This is a genomic window from Gluconacetobacter entanii (assembly GCF_003206495.1).
GTDB lineage: Bacteria > Pseudomonadota > Alphaproteobacteria > Acetobacterales > Acetobacteraceae > Novacetimonas > Novacetimonas entanii.
This window is the reverse complement of record NZ_NKUF01000012.1, coordinates 45,582-64,004: the sequence shown is the minus strand read 5'-3', so window position 1 is coordinate 64,004 and position 18,423 is coordinate 45,582. Positions and strand designations below refer to the sequence as shown.

Here is an 18,423-nt window from a genome sequence, read left to right as displayed (position 1 = left end):
TTAAAGAAGTCCCGTCAGAAGGGGCGGACGACAATCATGATGACGACAATCATCATCAGGACGGTCGGAACCTCGTTCGCCATACGGTAAAAACGTTCATTGTGAATATTGCGGTCCTCGGCAAAGGCGCGCCGCCATGATGCACATGCACCATGGAACCCCGCCAGACCGAATACGGCGGCAAGCTTCGTCAACCACCATCCGGCATGCCAGTCTATCAGGCCCGGCATTATCGCCAGAAGGCCGCCGAACAGGAACGTGCTGCACATCGCAGGCAGCATGATCATGCGCAGCAGCTTGTATTCCATCACTTTGAAACGTTCGGATTCCGCCGATCCCACCGCCACCTGACAGTGATAGACAAACAGGCGGGGCAGGTAGAACAGGCCCGCCATCCATGCAACCATGGACATGATATGGAACGCCTTGATCCACAGCATCCAGGGCCACAGCACAGCCATCACGCGGCACGTCCCTGCGAACGCAGGATCCGTTTCACCAGTGCGGTGAACTCCGTCAGGTGCCCGACCCGCAGCAGGCCCGGCCAGCTTACGGCTGGCAGGTCCAGAGGCCGCAGCAGCACGCACGCCATGCCCGCCGCACGTGCCGCCGCCGCCCCCGTTTCGGTGTCCTCCAGCACGATGCAATCCTCCGGCAGAACCACTTCGCTCTGGGCTGCGGACATGTAAACCGCCGGATCTGGCTTGGGTTTGCCCATGTCGCGCGCCGAATGGATACATTCCGGCGCGATCAGCGCATCCAGACCCGTCCGCCCGAATTTGGCGTCCATTTCCAGTTTCGAGGAATTGGATCCAATGCGGAAGGGAATGCCGAGTTCGCGTATTTCACGCAGCATGGCGGCTGATCCCTCGATCGTTTCCGCCTCCGAGCGCATCAGTTCCACCAGCGCGTGCTGCATCCTGACTGGCCAGTCACGACCCAGTTGCAGCCCTGCCTGATCTTCCATTTCTTCCTTCAGGGCCGTCAGGGCCTTGCCGGCGAAACGTTTAACCGCGTCCTCATCACTGATTTCCAGCCCGACCTTGCGCAGTTCACGCGCCAGCATGCGGCACGATGGACCTTCGCTGTCGATCAGTACGCCATCACAGTCAAAGATGATCAGCCGCAGTCGCCCGTCGGGCCTGATGGAAGCAGGTAGCATGCTCAGATATTCCTGATGGTCTGGATCAGATCGCCGACATGTTCGGGCGGTGTCGCAGGCACGACCCCATGACCGAGATTGAAGATGTGGGGACGCCCCTTCATCGCATCACTGATGGCCAGCGCCTCCCTGCGCATGCCTTCCCCTCCGGCAAGCACACGCAGGGGATCAAGATTGCCCTGCAATACCAGCGTTGCGGGCAGTTGCGCGGCAACCGCCTTCATGTCCGAACCGGTATCCAGCGCCATCGCATTGATGCCGGTCTCCCGCCCGTATTCCACTGCCATGACCCCGGCGAGGCGTGGGAAACCGATCACCGGCACGCCCGGATGGCGTTCGTTGATGATCCGCACGATCCGCTGCGCCGGGGCGATGACATGCTGGCGGAACTGCGACGGTGGCAACAGGCCGGCCCAACTGTCAAACAGCATCACGGCTTCGGCCCCGGCCTCGATCTGCTGGCACAGCATGTCCGCCGTTGCGGTGGTCAGCATATCCATGAGTTCGCCAAAGAATTCCGGATCGGAATAGGCCATCCCGCGCGTCACATCGAATTCCCGCGATCCGTGGCCTTCGACCATGTAACACGCCACGGTAAACGGCGCACCGGCAAAGCCGATCAGCGTGACCTGACCGGGTTTCGCGACACCGATCGGCTCCGGTCCGTCAACGATGCTCCGCAGCCTGCGCAGTGTTTCCATGACCGGCGCGGTCGCCTTTTCCACCCGTGCGGGATCGAGGCGCTTGAGGTCGCCCAGGCTGCGCACCGGTTCCAGCACCGGCCCCCGACCATGGATGAACTCCAGCGACTGCCCCATGGCCCAAGGCAGGATGAGAATGTCGGAAAACAGGATCGCCCCGTCCATGCCAAAGCGCCGGATGGGCTGGAGCGTGATTTCGGTGGCCATGTCGGGCGTCATGCAACGCGTGATGAAATCGGCCTTTTCACGCAGGGCGCGGAATTCCGGCAAAAAGCGTCCTGCCTGCCGCATCAGCCATACCGGGGGTGGCCAGATCGCTTCTCCCGCAAGAGCGCGCAGAAGTGGTTTGCCTGTTTCCGTCATCGGTCCGTCGTTCTGTTTCATCATTGCGGGGGGACTATCTCGTACTTTTCCTCACCCGAACAGCACGGATACGCACCTGCGACATTTCCCCCGGCGTGTGCGTCTCACTCCTAAACAATAAAAGAAAAGAGAAAGAAATTCTTGAAGGGGTTAATAGGGCATGTGAGTGATGGGGTACCCATGTTTCCGAAAATGTACCCCGTTTTTCCCACAGTGTGTACAACCCGCCATTACGCAGTTTTCAGCCATCAGGGAAAGTTATCCAGATTTTCCCTACAGGGGGCTGTGTACAACTCAGGTTTTGCGGGGGTGTTCGCCTTATCCACGGTACTCGGTACGATGCGGAATCATCCGAAGTACCATCCCCATGTACCACAGTACTCCCGGAGTACTACCAGGCCTGAATTTCATGTTTCACTTTGAGAGTACGGAGCGGCAGATGACAGACGACTCGAATTTAGTACTAAAGGCCCATTCATTACAGGCCGAGTCGCCACGGATAGTACTCGCAAGCCAGTCCGCGGCCCGGCGCGGGCTGCTGGAATCGGCGGGATTGGCCATTTCATGCCAGCCCGCCAGTGTGGATGAGGCAACCGTAAAGCGGGAGTGCCGCGAAGCCGGACTCGATGTCGATGCGACTGCCCTGACGCTGGCGCGGGCCAAGGCCGCACGAATCGTAGCGCCGGATGCGATCGTGATCGGCGCGGACCAGATGCTGTCGTGCAACGGTGAATGGTTTGACAAGCCGGAGGACCTGGAACGTGCACGGGCGCAGTTGATGCGGCTACGCGGGCAGGTGCATGTCCTGCATACGGCGGTAGTCGTGATGCGCGACAGCGTGGAGGTCTGGCGCCACATTGCGCGTCCGTGCCTGTGGATGCGTAATTTCAGCGAGGAGTTCCTTGACAGCTACCTCCGGCTGGAAGGCGATGCCGTCCTGTCCTGCGTCGGGGCCTATCGACTGGAGGGGCCGGGGCTGCACCTGTTTGCCAGTATCGAGGGGGACCATGACGCCATCCTTGGCCTGCCGGTCCTGCCCCTTCTGGAATTCCTGCGTGAACAGGGGACGGTACGAACCTGAATTTAGGGGCTTGCAAAGCTGTTGGGCACTCGCTATACCCCGGCAGGCAAGCGGGTCGTGCCCATGCGATCCGTTCTATATTGTGGGGCCATAGCTCAGTTGGGAGAGCGCCTGAATGGCATTCAGGAGGTCGTGAGTTCGATTCTCATTGGCTCCACCATATTGCTTCTTCTAAAAATCAGCATCTATATAGTCCGTACCATGGTAATACCTGCCTATGGTAGTTCGTCGGGGGAATAACCATTCCCCTTCCGGTAGCAAATTTCGTGCTGAAGAAAGTCTTTTTGCTTCTTTTTCTTCGAAAAAAGAAGATAACCATTTTTCATAAAGACGACGTTCCCTGAAGCTTTTTTCAAAAAGCTTCACCAAAAGCTTTCCCATGTTTTTTCAGGAAGTTTTGGCAGGGGATTACTCAGCGATAGAGTTCGGCCGCATCATCGATCGCGGCATCGATCGTGTCGTAGAAGGTCAACTGGCCATTCTGCAGGACGGCGCCCTTGTCGCAATATTCGCGCAACGTATTGGGATCGTGCGACACCATGATGAGCGTCCCGTGTTCGCGCCGTTCCAGCAACGCTTCGCGACATTGCAGGCGGAAGGAAGTGTCACCCACTGCGGTGACTTCGTCCACAAGGTAACAGTCGAAACGGATGGCAAGTGATACGGCAAAGGCAAGGCGCGCCTGCATACCGGAAGAATAGGTCTTCACCGGCGCATCGAAATAATGTCCCAGTCGGGCAAAGCTGTTGACGTAATCAAGGATGTCATTGATTGGACGGCGATAGATGCGGGCGATGAAGCGCGCATTGTCCGCGCCGGTCAGGCTGCCCTGGAAGGCGCCGCCAAATCCCAGTGGCCATGAAATCGACATCGTGCGCGTGATACGCCCGCTGGTGGGATATTCGATCCCGGCGATCATGCGCGTCAGGGTCGATTTACCCGCGCCGTTGACCCCGACGATTCCTATGGACTCACCCCGTTCGATCACGAAGGACTGGTGATCCAGCACGCATTTGTTGACGCCGCGCGCGTGATACACCTTTGTGACGTTTTCGAACTGGATCATGGTCTTGTATTTGCGGCCTGTTGGAAAGCGTTCTGATTATGGAGTATCGTGTGTCCGTAACGGAGGTCATACCGTTATCGCAGGATCAGGGTATGCACGTACCGGCCTGACTTACGCTATCACGCAGGATCAGATGATGCAATTGCGCGGGCGTCAGCGCTTCGGCCTGACTCCGGGGCTGACGGTCCCTCCCCTGCGCGTCAAACGGAATAACGACATAGGGGGTCCCGCGGGCGTCGTTCGGTGTCACCATGCCGGGAATGGAGGGACGATGGTCCCCGAAGAAGACCAGCAGCCCTGACCTGCCGCTGGCCGCCAGGGTATCCATCAGGTCGCCCAGCATCCGGTCGCTGTTGCGCAGGTGACGCAGATAATGGGCAAGCGCCGTTTTCGGACCGTCGGGCGACGGGGCGGGCCATGGACCGTGATTTTCCATCGTGACCGCATAGATGAAGGTCGGCTTCGTGCTTTTGCTGACCAGTTGCCCGATCTGCCGTGCCAGCGCGGTATCCTCGATATAGGGCATGTCGGGTCGGGGTGTGTGGGTAAAGGCATCTTCGCCGATGATGCGGGTGAACCCGCATGCCGGCATCAGGCGGGAACGCCCATAGAACTGCAGGTCATGGGGATGGGCGAAAACACATTCATACCCCGCCTGTCCCATGATGGCCGGCAGGGACAGGGCCACATCCCGGTTCGCGCTCAGAAAGGGGTCATAGGCGCGGAAGCCCAGCGCATCTTCCTCCTGCCCGAACAGGACACCATATTCGGTGCGCATGGTATAGGCGCCAAACCCGCTGACATTGAGCGTTCCCCAGTCGCTGGCCATGGCCTGTGCCCGCTTCAGGCCCGGCAGGTCCGGAAGTGGTATGGGGGCAGACCTGCCCGCAAACAGGTCGGCAGGCACCGCAAAGGACTCACACTGCACCACGATGACAATGTCACGCGCCGGATGCCCCATGACGGGCGGGACGGTAACAGTCTCGGGCAGGGAGGCAAGTTCGTCGCGCCAGCGTCGCCAGTAAAGGAACAGCGACCCCGGCAGGCCAAGTCGGTCGATATCGCGGGGCATATCCGGTACGGGCGCCCAGCGCGCGGCCGGAATGGCCCGTAGGGCGATGACGCAGGCGATCAGGCATGCGAACCCTGCCAGATGGGGAAGCGGATTGAGGCTGAAACAGACCGCCAGCAGCAGTGGCAGCGCGATCATGCCCCCCACCAGGGCGATGCGTCCCGGCACGGGAATGGAAAACAGGTAGAATTTGGGATTTTGCAGGAAACTGCGCGCCGCGACCACGTCGCAGAACAGCATGGGTTCACCAAGGATCGACAGTTTGATATTCGATCCGATGATCAGGCAGGCGCTGAGCGCCATCGTCAGGCATGCCGCCAGGACCGGCGCGCCCGACAGCGCGAGCCACCCGCCAAACTGCACGCCACTGAGCAGTCCATCAAGGACGCATCGTCGCAGGGATGGAAAGCCTGATATGCTCGGCCGTACCATATTTCCCATCAGGCAGACGGAAATTGCTGTTACGATCAGAGAGATAAAGGGAGGCCATAATTGCATCAAATAAGGACTACATTCTATCCGGACGGCATGAAGCGGGAAGGGTGTGGTCTTTTCTTGCCGATGCCGTGTGGAAGGGCAAGTGCATGGCTGCAGTAATCGCGCCAGCCATGAACCGGCATGGAAACGCAGGCGTGATCATGAGCATTATCGTAGCAGGACAGGGGAAGTGGCACGGCATTGGGATGTTTTCATGAAGGTGGTACTGGATGACGCTTTCTTCGTCCGTGCCCCTCCCCTGCGTCGCGATATGCCGCGCCTGGCGTCGCGTGGAAGCGGGATGGCGGACCCCGATGCGGTGGCATGTCTGCTCGATGCCCGTGTGGGGGGCGAATTCTGGGCCTCTCCTCCTGCCCTGACACGGCCTGTCATCGTCACGGCGACAATAGCCGAACAGCGCAGGAGGGGACAGGTGGGTGTTGCCGTCCTTCTGGATCATGTGCTGCGTCAGGTCCGGTGCAGCGATGTCGTGCTGGTGGTGCGTGAACCCCATGGCGCCGCGGCGCGCATCGCCCGCCACCGTGGGGTTGCGATCGTCCATGGTGCGGTGGAACCCCATGCCCTCCTTGCCGGGGCCCGGGAAGTACACAGCCTCGGGACCGGGGATCTTGTCCGTCTCGCCGCGCTGCGCGGCATAAGCGCCCGGCGTTATGCCTCGGGGGATACGCCGCCAGTGACACTGACAGCGGCGTGGGTGGTGCGCGACCTGACCCTGCGGACGCGTTATGTCGATCCGTTCGACGGGCAGATTGTGCCGCTGGGCCGGATCGTCGATATCCTGTCACTGTGGCGTCGCCGGATCCTGTCGAACCGGGAGGTCGCCGTCTGCGTTGGCATGGCGTTGTGGAAGCGCAGGCGGATTGGCGAATTCCTGGCCCAGGCGCCGGGTCGGCCGGCCTTTCGCCGTCATGCGGACGCGGCGTTGCGACTGGCGACGCGCAGGCATGGTGGCGGGGCGATCGCCGGATGGGCCACGCGCCTGCCCGAAGGGATGCTTTCCAAGGCCAGTGCCGCGAATGTGGCGGTATGGCGGGTGGAGGACGGGTTTGTCCGTTCGGTGGGACTGGGCAGCGACTTGTGTCCTCCGTGCTCCATTTTCGTGGATCGGCGGGGCATCTATTACGATCCCTCCCGCCCCAGCGATCTGGAGCATATCCTTGCAACGGCGGAGTTTGACGAGGCATTGCAGGCGCGTGCCGGGCGGCTGATCCGTTATATGGTCGATGGGGGCGTGTCAAAATATGGACGTGTCGAGGCTGCCATTCCCGCCCCGGCATGGAAGGCGGACGGACGGCGTGTGATCCTTGTGCCCGGACAGGTCAGCGACGACCTGTCGGTACGCACCGGCGGCGGGGCCATTCAGGACAACCTGCAACTTCTGCGTGCCGTAAGGGATCATAATCCCGACGCTTTTGTCATCTATCGACCGCACCCTGATGTTGAGGCCGGGCACCGGGCCGGACATTTGCGTGAAGCGGAAGTCATGAGATATGCTGATTACATAAGCCGAGGCGGTTCCATCACCACCCTGATGACGCAGGTGGCTGAAATTCATACCCTGACTTCACTGGCGGGGTTCGAGGGACTGCTGCGGGGCTGCAGGGTGGTGACCTACGGGGTACCGTTCTATGCCGGCTGGGGATTGACGACCGATCTGGGCGCGGTGCCGTGCGTACGGCGTAACCGTTCCCTGTCTATAGAGGCTCTTGTGGCGGGTACCCTATTGCTCTATCCCCTGTATATTGATCCCGTAACGCAACTACCCTGTGAAGTGGAAACGTTGCTAGGGCGGTTTCGAAACACGGATATCTGGCGGGTGAGCATGTTAACCCGACTGCGTCGGTTACAGGGAAAGCTACCTTACCTTGGCGGAAAAAGAACCAATAATGAATAATGTTTCTGAAAGAAGCGTTGTGGGTGAGCGCAGATTTCTTTTCCTGCAAGGACTGATGGGGCCGTTTTTCCGTGAACTCGGCAAGGCGTTCCGGCGCGCGGGTTACGGGGTCTATAAAATCAATTTCAATGGGGGGGATTACCTTTTCTGGGGACTGCCCAATGGTATTGATTTTACAGGCGATATGGAAGAATGGCCTGCGTTCTTCAACAATGTGATAAAGAAATATCGCATTACCGATGTCCTCCTGTTCGGGGATTGCCGCCCGTTGCACCGTATTGCCATCGCGGCATGTTCGCAGATGCATATTACCGTGCATGTATTCGAGGAAGGTTATATCCGCCCCGACTGGGTCACGCTTGAACTGGGCGGAGTAAACGGTCATTCAGCACTCCCGCGCGATCCCGAGTGGTTCCGTAAGGAAGCGGCGATGCTTTCACCCATGCCGCCCCATTACCAGGTTCCATCTTCCTTCCGGCGTCGCGCGCTGGAGGCGGTTGCCTACAACTCCGCCGACCTGCTGAGCCGCTGGCACTACCGGCACTGGTGCGATTACCGTCCGTGGCATCCGCTCAAGGAAGGCGTGGGCTGGGTCAAGCGTCTGCGCCGGCGCAAGGTGGCGACAGAAGAGGCCACGCAGATCATGCAGGGGATCGAGACCCGGCATATTCCTTACATGCTGTTTCCCCTGCAGCTTGACGCCGATGCGCAGGTGCGGCTGCATTCCCCCTTCGCCGGGATGGAACCGGCGCTGCGCAAGGTCATCGGTTCCTTCGCCGCCAACGCACCACAAGACCTTGTTCTGGTCATCAAGGAGCATCCCCTCGACAACGGGGTGCGTGACTGGCGCGCGCTGGTCGCGCAGATCGCGCGTGAGGAAAAGGTTCAGGGCCGGGTCCTGTTCCTGGAGGCCGGAGATATCGCCCTGATCGTGCGCGCCGCACGCGGGGTCATCACGATCAACAGCACCACGGGCACGCTTGCCCTGTCATCGGGCGTGCCGGTCATTACTCTTGGGGAAGCCGTCTATGACATCCACGATATTACCGACCAGAACGGGCTGGACAATTTCTGGACCCACCCGACGCCGCCGGACAAGGCGACATTCGATGCCTTCTATCGCGTCCTGGTGGATCGCTGCCTGATCGCGGGCGGGTTTTTCTCCACCGAAGGGCTGTCGAGCCTGGTTGACGGGGTCGTCAGGCGTGTGTCGCGGGTGCTTCCGGCCAACAACCGCATGGCGCGGGTGCCCGACACCATTACCGCCGCCACGGCCGTGTCGGAAGTGGTGCGGGTGTCGCGTGATGTCGTCCTGTCCGACGGCGTAAACTGACCCTTCCTCATGCCTGAAACCTCGTATCTCTATCTGGATATCTCACGTCTGATCGCGCGCGCCGGACATGTGGTGCCAACCGGGATAGACCGGGTTGAATTTGAATATGCCGATTACCTGCTGCGCCACGATGCGCGGCGGGTGACGTTCGTGGCGATCTCGCCGCTGGGGCAGATCGTACTGCTCCCCTTTGCCGAGGCGGAACAGTTCATACGCCTGACGGAGCAGGTATGGCGCGGACAGCATGATCTGTGCTGTGACGTCAGGCGGGCGGCCCGACTTATGGTTGGCAGGGCCATGCTGCGGCGCGGGCAGACGCCGAAGGTCGCCGGAACCTACCGGCAGGCGATCTATCTGCTGCTGTCGCATCACCACCTGAACCGTCCCGGCAGCATTGTGCGCTTCCTGCGTCAGCATGCGGCACGCTTTGTCCCGATGGTACATGACCTCATCCCCATCGAATTCCCGGAATATGCCCGGCCGCGTGAACCCGCGCGGCATGAGGCCCGGATGAACACCGTCCTCGAACTGGCACGGGGCGTCATCGTGCCGTCCCGTGTGGTGGAGGAATCCCTGCTGCGTTACGCGCGTCACAAACGCACGAACCTGCCCATCCGCGTGGTGCCGCATGGGGTGCTGGACGCCCCGCCTGTCCCGGCGGGTGGGGCTGTGTCTTCGCATCCCTATTTTGTCTGCCTGGGGACGATCGAGCCGCGCAAGAACCATCTCCTGCTGCTGAACCTGTGGCGCGACATGGTGGAAAATGCGGGGGATGCGCCGGTACCGCATCTGGTGCTGGTGGGGCGGCGTGGATGGGAAAACGAAAATATCGTGGATATGATCGAACGATGCCCGTCGCTGCAGGGCATCGTCCGGGAATGCAACAGCCAGTCCGATCCTGAAGTCACGGCACTGCTGCGGGGGGCGCGCGGACTGCTGTTTCCCTCCTTTTCCGAAGGGTACGGCCTGCCCCTGTCCGAAGCGCTGAAACTGGATGTCCCATGCGTCTGCAGCGATATCGAGGTTTTTCATGAAGTGGCGGGAAAGGCCGCGACCTTTATTGACCCGCTTGACGGGCCGGGTTGGCGTAACGCGATTGAAGGTCTGATGACGGGCAGTATCGACGCCCATCGTCCGGGGGATCGTGTCGCCTCGGCGGCGCTGTTTCCCTGGCCGCAGCAGGTTCGGGACGGCCTTGCTTTCCTTGAGGAAAAGTAGGTGCACGCAAACGCACCCGGACGGGGAGAATGTTTCGATCAACTGTGCATGATATCGAAACTTTGGATCGAACCGACCGTATTTTACGAAATGCCGCATCTGTCGTGAGGTCGGACCTATGAAAAAAATCCTGTCATTATAAGTCGTGCAGCGTGGTTTGAGTTGGAGTGCAGGGAATTATGCAACCGGTTTCTGACGATACTGGAAAATGGATGTGTTCTGTTTACTTAATGTAATCACCACGACACGGTAATTAACAAGTAAATTTCGCATAGATTTGGAGTTTTTAATGTCTGCCGTTACAAAAAGCACGCCAGAATCAGAAAAAACATCAGGTATTTCCAGGAACGTCATCCCTGTCATCCTGTCCGGTGGATCGGGAAGCCGGTTGTGGCCGGTTTCGCGCAAGAGTTTCCCCAAACAGTTCTGGGCGCTCCTTTCACAACAGACATTGCTTCAGGAAGCAGCGCTGCGGGGAACGGACTGCACGCTCAATGCGCCAGTGGTCGTGTGCAATCAGGAACACCGCTTCATCGTTGCCGAGCAGTTGCGTGAGGTCGGGATTACCGATGCCCGTATCGTGCTGGAGCCGACGGGACGCAATTCGGCACCCGCCATTGCCGCGGCTGCCATGATCGTTGCCGAAACGGATCCTGACGCCATCCTGTGGATCATTGCCGCCGATGCCTCCATCGGCCGGCCAGATTCCCTGAAGGAAGTGCTGGCCCATGGGGTACGGGCGGCGCAGGATGGGCAGATCGTCATGTTCGGGATGCAGCCCACCGGGCCAAATACGGGATATGGATATATTCGGAAGGGTGTCCCCCTTTCGGGTGACGAAGGCGTTTATGAAGTATCGGCCTTTATCGAAAAGCCGGATACCGCACGGGCCGAAGCGATGCTGGCGTCGGGGGATTATCTGTGGAATTCAGGCATGTTCCTGTTTCGCGCCTCCACGATCCTGCATGAACTGGAACGGTATGCTCCTGACGTTGTGACGGCGGTGCGCCAGTCCATCGAACACCAGACGAAGGATATGGACTTTATCCGCCTTGATCCGGAAAGCTTCGGCCGGGCGCCTGACATCTCGATCGATTATGCCGTTGCGGAACGGACGCAGCATGCGGCGGTCATACCTGCGGATCTGGGATGGTCCGATGTCGGTAGCTGGGATGCATTATGGGATCTCAGCCCCAAGGATGATGACGGCAATGTCGCGGTGGGGGATGTCTTCCTTGCCAACAGCCACAACTGCTATGTGCGTTCCGAAGGGATTGTGGCAGCAGTCAGCGGGGTCGATGACCTGATCGTGGTCGTGACGCAGGATGCCGTGCTGGTGTCGCACCGAAATCATGCGCAGGACGTCAAGAAGATCGTGTCGCGACTGGAGGCGGCGGACCGCCCCGAAGCGAGGACGCATAACCGCAATTACCGTCCGTGGGGCTTTTATGAAGGTCTGACGAAAGGCGACCGTTTCCAGGTGAAGCGGATCATGGTGAACCCGGGCCGCAAACTGTCGCTGCAGAAACATTACCACCGTGCGGAACACTGGGTTGTCGTGGAAGGAACGGCGATCGTGACCCGTGGCAAGGAAGAGCATATGGTGCGCGAAAACGAGAGCATCTACCTGCCGCTGGGCGAGGTCCATCGCCTTCTCAATCCCGGTCGCATCCCGCTGACCCTGATCGAGGTGCAGTCCGGCCCCTATCTGGACGAAGACGATATCGTGCGGATTGAAGATGATTACGCACGTAAGTGAATAAATCCTGCCGGTACCGCAGGATGCCTTCTGTTCCCGCCGTCAGGTCGTGACGGTGGGGACCGGGGCATGACACGGTGCAGGCTGATGCCCTTCTTCCTTTATGCCTTCCTGCACAGGATGACGGAATATCCTCCTGTTTCCTTCCGCGGTTTCAAATGTCAGCGGATATTCCCGTTGGTAGCGTGATTTATGGGAACAGGGATATTGAAAGGGCACGGCCCCGGCAGGCCCATGCCTTCATATTTCCACTTTCATCTTAGAATAGAATGATTTGATGCTATATGTCATCAATCAGCAGGCAAGCGTTTTCAGGAAAACAGGGGTTGAGTTCAGGATATGCCATCTTCAGATAATATTTATGAAAAAGTCGAGAAAATTGATAGCATACCCGATGCGCTGCTAAAAAAACTGGGGTCACCTTCGGGCACCCTGCCTGCCTTGCGGCGTTTTTATCTGTATAAAGTTCTCAACCGTACTTCAGCATTTCATTACCTGTTCCCTGTTATTCCCTTCAAGTACCGCATGTACCTGCAGCAGATCGGATGGTTGAAAAACCCGATCGAGCGTCCCGTCCTGTCGGGTGTCGTGGCGGTCAGGGTGCTGATCTACTCCACCAGGACGCTGACCTCGGCGACGCTGACGCTCGATGATGATCCGACGGTACTGGCACAGAGTGCGCCCGTTTTCGTGTCGAGTTACAAAGGGGTTGATGTCTGGTCGGCGAATATCTGGCTTGATTCCAGCAAGCTGCCTGCCGGTGCGCACAAACTGCACATACATGCTTATTCGGGTACGACCCGTGTGGCCCATATGCGCCGTTTTGTCGGGAAAATGCCGCAGGAAATGCTGCTTGAAAAAGTGGGAGAAGACGCGGCGCAGTCGGATGCCTTCGTGCCCAGTCCGGCGGAACCCTACCTTGATCGTGACCTGCCGGAAATCATCACGAGCCGTCCCGTAGCCGTGCATCATCCCCGCAACAGCATGTTTTCGCGCCCGATCAGGTCGATCCTGATCCTGCGTATCGATCAGTTGGGCGATGTTTCCGCCTCCATGCCGGCCATGGTCCGTATTCGTCAGCTTTTCCCGGATGCGACGATTACGGTGCTGACGCAGAAGTTTGTCCAGCCGATCCTGCAGGCCAGTGGGATCGCAGATGAATTCATGACGATTTCCCTTGGATATTCGCATGAAAGCGAAGAACGGTTCCTGACCGCAGAGGCGGAAGCACAGGTCCGTGCCGCCCTGAACGGACGCAGTTTCGACCTTGCCATCGACCTGTCGCCTGGTGATGAAAGCCAGCCGTTGATGCAACTGTGCGATGCCCATTATCGCGTGGGTTTCAAGCCGGAGCATTTCCGGTTCATCGATTTCGGGATCGAGGTCATTTCGCGTGACAAGATCAATTCGAAGGCCATCGTCAATCATGCGGCCCATATCACGATGCTGGTGCAGGCGCTTGAAACGGCAATGCGCCAGATACAACCCGTTGTGCCACGTGTGGCCAATGCCGATGAAACGCCGGTGTTTCAGAAATATGGCCTGAAGCCTGGTCAGTACGCAGTGATCCATTCGGGCGCGCGACACCCGATCAACCAGTGGCCGATGGAAAACTTCATGGCACTGGCGCGCGACGTAACGGACAAACACGGCATGCCGGTTGTCTTCTTTAGCGATAATCCCCTGTCAGAGCAGGAAAAGAGGCGCTGTGGCGATGCCACCAACATTATCTTCCTTGAACTGGTTCCGGCCTTCGAATTCGATATCCTCATCAGCCATGCGCGTCTTTTCGTGGGTAATGATACGGGGCCCAAGCACCTTGCGGCCATACGGGGAGTTCCGAATGTGGTCAGCGTCTCCATCCCGCGCCTGAACTGGCAGGAATGGGGCCAAAACCGTGGCGGCGTCATCGTTACCCGGCAGGTTCCCTGTGCCGGATGCGGTATCAACAATCTGGCGCAATGTGGCAAGGAGGCCATCTGTATCCGGAGTATCCCCGCAAACGATGTCATTGCTGTTGTGGACAAGCTCCTCAACCAGCCCTCCCCTGCCTAGCGGTAGGTTAAAAGGATGGTTGATAAACATCATAAAAGTTCGGGGCTGGCATAGTTAAGCCAATAAAGGCTTGATATGTCGCATGAAAGCACGTCGCCGCAGCAGGCTGGCTCTTGCCGCCAAAAGATGCCTTCTGGCACCAGGCGAAGCGCCATCTGCGGTGATGCAATGGAATATCTCGGCAGGACTTTCACCTTTTCCTGACCGAATGTGAATGGCGCTTCAATCACCACTCGCTCAGGAAATGGCTGAAAACCCTCGCGCAATGGGCCGACATCCCGGTCGGAGACCTAATTTAATCTCCTTCCCTATGCCAACCCCAAGAACAAAATGTAACGCGTTGCCGGGATAAATACTGTCAGTCATGTTCATCGGACGGCATCCGCGCAGGAGTATGAGATGCATGTGCATGTTCTCATGGCGGCAGGTGTAAAAAACCGTTTATTATGAATGTCTTACCGGAGCTCATTCGCGGTATGGGCCGACGGATCCATATCCGGAGGCACGAAGGCCCTGCCTGTCAGGAAAGGGGCCGGACCTTGAAGGACGTTACCAAGATTGCAGGGAACAGGTTCCGGTCCCGGATAACGCAGATGTTACATGCCTCCGACATCTGGGAAGCGTCGGAGGCCTTTCGTTCTTCGCCAGCAACCGCCGTGAAGGTGGCTCAGGTCTTTTTCTGCTGCAGGACCATCAGAGTGCGAAAGGCACGGTCGATGAACGTGGTCGTGATGCCGTAATTGGTATGATGATTGCGGTAGTGGTGATTGATGTGATGGATTTTCAGCCTGCGCAACACCGGCCCGCGCATCGGGAACTGGTGGCACGAATAATGGATCACATCATAAAACACGTAGCCGCAGAAAAATCCGGCCGCCAGACTTCCCCCCCGTCCCGCGCCCATGAAGAAGACGCACAGACCCCAGATGATCGCGCCTAATGGCAATGTGACGCTGAGCGGCATCAGATTGCGCAGCTGATGGTTCGGCTGGTCATGATGGTTGCCATGGACCAGGTAAACCAGCGACTGCATCACGGCGTAGCGGGCCTGCAGGTGGAACAGGAAACGATGCAGGACATATTCCGTCGGGAACCAGATGGCGGCCCCGATGGAAACACAGATCACAAAGGACAGCACAGAAACCGCATGCCATGCCCCATAGGCCAGGGCGACAAGCAGGGTCGGCAGCCACACGCTCAGAAAAATAGGAAAGGACAGCAAGGTCAAGCGTTCAAGTACGGAATTCTTGAAAAGCCGTATCGGTTCCTCCTTCTTCTGCTTATTGTTATTCTGCATGCTGGCTACCTTTGAAAAACCGATTTTAGAACATAACGCAGAGAATGCCCTGTGGTGCGTACCGATCTATTCTGAACGAGAGTGAACGGCTGTCCTTGACCTCCCAACGGTCCATAAGGTCAGATAACGACGCCATGCGTATCCGATACCCTGAGATACGAAGCGCAGGGAGTGGAATCAAGTTCTTTCACCGATGAAATCCGCACGGCCATCTCTTCCCGATCCTTCACAATCGTCTTTCACGTGGCCTGAACCCCTGCCACAGGGCAAAAGCCATATCCATACATGATATGCTTATATGACAAATATGGCATAATATGTACTTAATTCATGACATACCGTAAGTAGTTTCAGCAGGGAATAAAATCATAAAAACGGGACACCTTTCCTACATATGTCCCATACTCACCTTTTTCCCGGCATGAATATGTATTTTACATATGGAAATAAATCTTTACTGCATTGAGCGGCCAGCGGACATGCCTGGCGCAATCAGTGTGTTGATCAGGTTAAATACTTTGGAGACCTTGTTGCTCTTTGCGTTCGCGATGAAGATGGTATCCTTGTTTTTCATGACGAAATGTTCCGCCAGGAAAAAACTGGCCGGATTCATCATATCAAGCTGATAGACAATGGGCGTCGTCTTGCTGTCTGGACTGACCGGCAGGCCAAGACGCTCCGCGATATCTGAACTTTCATACCGGAAAACAAAGATCGCATTCGGGTCCGCGCGGGAATCCGCAGGACCGCCGACGCGCGCCAGGGCTTCGGCAAGGTTGACGCTGGATTTGCTGAAGGCTGTCTCCGTCGGCTTGCCCGCGGTGCCAAAGACCGTGAACGTCCGGGGTTCGTAAATCAGTTGCAGCCGGTCGCCCGCCTCCATCATGATGTTCTGTGCTGGATCGTCCTCGATCAGCTTCAGCGGCCCTTCGGCGATCTGACCATGGCGTGTCAACTGGACCATCGTATCTTCGGACGGGTGCAGGCCCCCACCGGACAGGGCGATGACATCCACCAGACGTTCTTCATGTAACGACAGGGGCAGTCGCCCGGACCTGCGGATATCGCCAAAAATGATGATGGAATTCGCAAGATTCTTGGAGATCCGCACCATGACCTGCGGGGCCTGCGACTGCGTCTTCATGCCGGCGCGGATCTTGTCGGCAATCTCATCCGAGGTCAGGTTCTCGACACGGATATGCCCGATATAGGGCATATCGATCGTGCCGTCGCCGTTGACGACAATGGCCGAAAAATTGCCCCTCTTGGCAACTTCGGAGGCATTGGCGGAACTGGGGCGCGAGACGTACAGGCTGTCGCCCATTTCATACACATCGATTTCCAGCGTATCGCCCGGACCGGCGCGATCGCTGTTGTAATGCGACATGGCGGGCGACTGCTCGATGTTCGAGAATAGCGGCGGGCTTTCGCTATTGAGCAGCGTGATAAGGTCGGGGCTGACCTGTACGATCCCATACCCGATGGTGTTCTTCTTTGGATTGGACTGGGCGCTTTTGACGCCTGATTCCGTGGGGCCGCTATCCGGCAGGGTGTCGCACCCCGCCAGCAGCACGGCTGAGAGCACACTGACCGCAAGTGCTTTTTTCCATTCCAGGGAAGCTTTTTGCAAGAAGGCGAAGGATTGTATGAACATCGCGCTGGAAATTTTCTTTCACTCGAAAGCGGAGCCCGGAACAGCTCCGGCCGGATCCATGTTACCTACGCCCTTGGGGAGACTTTCAGGCAGCATCCTCATCTTCAGTCTGGACAGGCCCTGATGCAGCCTGCCTCTGCATAATCTAGATCGCATGTTCGCGCATACCCGTAATCAGCATCCGCCCGATCATGAAGGTCAGGCTTGAACCGACAAACACGGCAAGCACCATCAGGATAGTATGGGGATATGTCGGCATGCCAGGCAAATTGGGTTCCACCACCCGCACGACATAGACCTGCTGCTGAAGGGCGGACGCGCGGGCCTCCTCCAGTTCCGATGCCGTTGACATATAAGTGGTCTGGGCAAATTCGCGTTCCAGCATCAGCTGGTCATAATCCGCGATATTGAGCGAGACGCCCTTGTTCTTGCGGGCCAGATCCTGCTGTGCCTCGATCTGGGCATTCAGGGCGTTGATGCGCTGCTTGAGGGTCTGGACCTGCGGACTGGACAGGCTGATCGTGCGGAGCATCTGCGTCAACTGTGTGTCGGCCTGGGCAAGTTCGGTCTGCAACTGCCCGATCAGGCTGATGCCCACGACACTGGACTTGGTGGGGTCCAGGTCGCCCGACTTCTGACGGAACTCCGTCATGCGCTGCTGGACTTCCTTCACCCTCTGTTCGGCGATCTCCACCTCATGATCGGCGATCTTGATCGTATTCTCCGACACGTGGCGATTGAATTCGTTGATCCGCTCCTCACCCAGCTTCAGCAGTTCCTCGGCAATCCGCTGCGCTTCCTCCGGCCGGAACGCACGGACGTCAAGTGTCGTCACGCCGGTATCTTCATGGAAGACGACGTCCACATGGCGCAGGTAATACCACAGCAGGCGTTCCGGGGTCGGGTGCGCATAGAAGATCCGCGACACGAAATCCGTGTCCGGATGCCGGAACATGGAGACCAGATCCAGACGCTTCTGCAGGGAGTTCACCGCGTCGTGGGACTTCATATAGGTATTGACCGCGAACCCTTCCGCCAGGGCGCCGCTGGTCATGGCCATGCCCATGGCACCGCCACCCCCCATCATGCCGTCGCCTGCCGATGCGCTACGCACGGAAGGACGGCTGTTCTTGACCACGAAGGCGGCTTCGGACTCGTACTGTCCACTTGCAAGCAAGAGATAGTACAGCAGTGCGAGGACGGTTGGCAGGACCACGACAATAAGGACAGGTGCATGTCGTCGCAAAAATGCCGTCATACCAGATACCGC

At 58.2% G+C, this 18,423-nt stretch carries 15 protein-coding genes and 1 tRNA gene; 7 read left to right on the top strand and 9 right to left on the bottom strand.

The window, feature by feature from the left end; translation table 11 throughout:
- Positions 1 to 14 precede the first annotated feature (14 nt).
- From hemJ to hemE, 3 genes are read right to left on the bottom strand one after another with little or no spacing between them, the layout of a single operon-like run.
- Complete coding sequence (gene hemJ / locus CFR72_RS07470) at positions 15 to 461, bottom strand: protoporphyrinogen oxidase HemJ (protein ID WP_110913362.1); 447 nt, start codon at positions 459 to 461, stop codon at positions 15 to 17.
- The gene (locus CFR72_RS07465) at positions 461 to 1,162 is read right to left on the bottom strand and encodes an HAD family hydrolase (RefSeq protein ID WP_110913361.1); all 702 of its coding nucleotides are present in this window, start codon (positions 1,160 to 1,162) and stop codon (positions 461 to 463) included. The genes hemJ and CFR72_RS07465 overlap by 1 nt, the downstream gene beginning before the upstream one ends.
- 2 nt (positions 1,163 to 1,164) lie before the next feature.
- On the bottom strand, positions 1,165 to 2,226 hold the full coding sequence (gene hemE, locus CFR72_RS07460; RefSeq protein WP_110913383.1) for a uroporphyrinogen decarboxylase: 1,062 nt from the start codon (positions 2,224 to 2,226) through the stop codon (positions 1,165 to 1,167).
- Positions 2,227 to 2,665: 439 nt separating this feature from the next.
- Here hemE and CFR72_RS07455 point away from each other — a divergent pair, with 439 nt between their 5' ends.
- Entirely contained in the window at positions 2,666 to 3,307 is a 642-nt protein-coding gene (locus tag CFR72_RS07455) for a Maf family protein (protein ID WP_110913360.1), read from the top strand.
- Between the two features lie 84 nt (positions 3,308 to 3,391).
- Positions 3,392 to 3,467 (top strand) — tRNA-Ala (locus CFR72_RS07450).
- 11 nt (positions 3,468 to 3,478) lie between these two features.
- Here CFR72_RS07450 and CFR72_RS17160 read toward each other — a convergent pair.
- The 3 genes from CFR72_RS17160 to CFR72_RS07440 form a co-directional block, all read right to left on the bottom strand.
- A complete protein-coding gene (locus CFR72_RS17160; protein ID WP_167400324.1) occupies positions 3,479 to 3,688 on the bottom strand; it encodes a hypothetical protein in 210 nt (69 codons plus the stop codon).
- Between the two features lie 31 nt (positions 3,689 to 3,719).
- Positions 3,720 to 4,373: an ABC transporter ATP-binding protein gene (locus CFR72_RS07445; RefSeq protein ID WP_110913359.1), complete on the bottom strand. Its 654-nt coding sequence runs from the start codon at positions 4,371 to 4,373 to the stop codon at positions 3,720 to 3,722.
- An 85-nt stretch (positions 4,374 to 4,458) separates the two neighbouring features.
- On the bottom strand, positions 4,459 to 5,808 hold the full coding sequence (locus CFR72_RS07440) for an LTA synthase family protein (protein WP_233044647.1): 1,350 nt from the start codon (positions 5,806 to 5,808) through the stop codon (positions 4,459 to 4,461).
- A 328-nt stretch (positions 5,809 to 6,136) separates the two neighbouring features.
- Between CFR72_RS07440 and CFR72_RS07435 the strand changes: the two genes are divergently transcribed.
- The 5 genes from CFR72_RS07435 to CFR72_RS07415 all read left to right on the top strand — a co-directional run bounded on the left by CFR72_RS07435 (position 6,137) and on the right by CFR72_RS07415 (position 14,202).
- Positions 6,137 to 7,837, top strand: a complete 1,701-nt coding sequence (locus CFR72_RS07435) for a capsular polysaccharide export protein, LipB/KpsS family (protein WP_110913357.1) — start codon at positions 6,137 to 6,139, stop codon at positions 7,835 to 7,837.
- Positions 7,830 to 9,170 carry a capsule biosynthesis protein gene (locus CFR72_RS07430; RefSeq protein WP_110913356.1) on the top strand — a complete coding sequence of 447 codons (1,341 nt, stop codon included), beginning with the start codon at positions 7,830 to 7,832 and terminating at the stop codon, positions 9,168 to 9,170. The genes CFR72_RS07435 and CFR72_RS07430 overlap by 8 nt, the downstream gene beginning before the upstream one ends.
- A 9-nt stretch (positions 9,171 to 9,179) precedes the next feature.
- Positions 9,180 to 10,388, top strand: a complete 1,209-nt coding sequence (locus tag CFR72_RS07425; RefSeq protein WP_110913355.1) for a glycosyltransferase family 4 protein — start codon at positions 9,180 to 9,182, stop codon at positions 10,386 to 10,388.
- 289 nt (positions 10,389 to 10,677) lie between these two features.
- Positions 10,678 to 12,147, top strand: coding sequence for a mannose-1-phosphate guanylyltransferase/mannose-6-phosphate isomerase (locus CFR72_RS07420; RefSeq protein ID WP_167400323.1), 1,470 nt, complete (start codon positions 10,678 to 10,680; stop codon positions 12,145 to 12,147).
- 441 nt (positions 12,148 to 12,588) lie between these two features.
- The gene (locus CFR72_RS07415) at positions 12,589 to 14,202 is read left to right on the top strand and encodes a glycosyltransferase family 9 protein (RefSeq protein WP_167400322.1); all 1,614 of its coding nucleotides are present in this window, start codon (positions 12,589 to 12,591) and stop codon (positions 14,200 to 14,202) included.
- 667 nt (positions 14,203 to 14,869) lie between these two features.
- Here CFR72_RS07415 and CFR72_RS07405 read toward each other — a convergent pair.
- The 3 genes from CFR72_RS07405 to CFR72_RS07395 all read right to left on the bottom strand — a co-directional run bounded on the left by CFR72_RS07405 (position 14,870) and on the right by CFR72_RS07395 (position 18,411).
- Complete coding sequence (locus tag CFR72_RS07405; protein ID WP_110913353.1) at positions 14,870 to 15,499, bottom strand: sterol desaturase family protein; 630 nt, start codon at positions 15,497 to 15,499, stop codon at positions 14,870 to 14,872.
- Between the two features lie 454 nt (positions 15,500 to 15,953).
- On the bottom strand, positions 15,954 to 17,084 hold the full coding sequence (locus CFR72_RS07400; RefSeq protein WP_244182201.1) for a polysaccharide biosynthesis/export family protein: 1,131 nt from the start codon (positions 17,082 to 17,084) through the stop codon (positions 15,954 to 15,956).
- A 214-nt stretch (positions 17,085 to 17,298) separates the two neighbouring features.
- Entirely contained in the window at positions 17,299 to 18,411 is a 1,113-nt protein-coding gene (locus CFR72_RS07395; protein WP_146220674.1) for a lipopolysaccharide biosynthesis protein, read from the bottom strand.
- Positions 18,412 to 18,423 lie beyond the last annotated feature (12 nt).

Bases quoted from the DNA above. Each gene is read 5' to 3' on its own strand.
- hemJ (WP_110913362.1), bottom strand. From the start codon at position 461: ATGGCTGTGCTGTGGCCCTGGATGCTGTGGATCAAGGCGTTCCATATC.
- CFR72_RS07465 (WP_110913361.1), bottom strand. From the start codon at position 1,162: ATGCTACCTGCTTCCATCAGGCCCGACGGGCGACTGCGGCTGATCATC.
- hemE (WP_110913383.1), bottom strand. From the start codon at position 2,226: ATGACGGAAACAGGCAAACCACTTCTGCGCGCTCTTGCGGGAGAAGCG.
- CFR72_RS07455 (WP_110913360.1), top strand. From the start codon at position 2,666: ATGACAGACGACTCGAATTTAGTACTAAAGGCCCATTCATTACAGGCC.
- CFR72_RS17160 (WP_167400324.1), bottom strand. From the start codon at position 3,688: ATGGGAAAGCTTTTGGTGAAGCTTTTTGAAAAAAGCTTCAGGGAACGT.
- CFR72_RS07445 (WP_110913359.1), bottom strand. From the start codon at position 4,373: ATGATCCAGTTCGAAAACGTCACAAAGGTGTATCACGCGCGCGGCGTC.
- CFR72_RS07435 (WP_110913357.1), top strand. From the start codon at position 6,137: ATGAAGGTGGTACTGGATGACGCTTTCTTCGTCCGTGCCCCTCCCCTG.
- CFR72_RS07430 (WP_110913356.1), top strand. From the start codon at position 7,830: ATGAATAATGTTTCTGAAAGAAGCGTTGTGGGTGAGCGCAGATTTCTT.
- CFR72_RS07425 (WP_110913355.1), top strand. From the start codon at position 9,180: ATGCCTGAAACCTCGTATCTCTATCTGGATATCTCACGTCTGATCGCG.
- CFR72_RS07420 (WP_167400323.1), top strand. From the start codon at position 10,678: ATGTCTGCCGTTACAAAAAGCACGCCAGAATCAGAAAAAACATCAGGT.
- CFR72_RS07405 (WP_110913353.1), bottom strand. From the start codon at position 15,499: ATGCAGAATAACAATAAGCAGAAGAAGGAGGAACCGATACGGCTTTTC.
- CFR72_RS07395 (WP_146220674.1), bottom strand. From the start codon at position 18,411: ATGACGGCATTTTTGCGACGACATGCACCTGTCCTTATTGTCGTGGTC.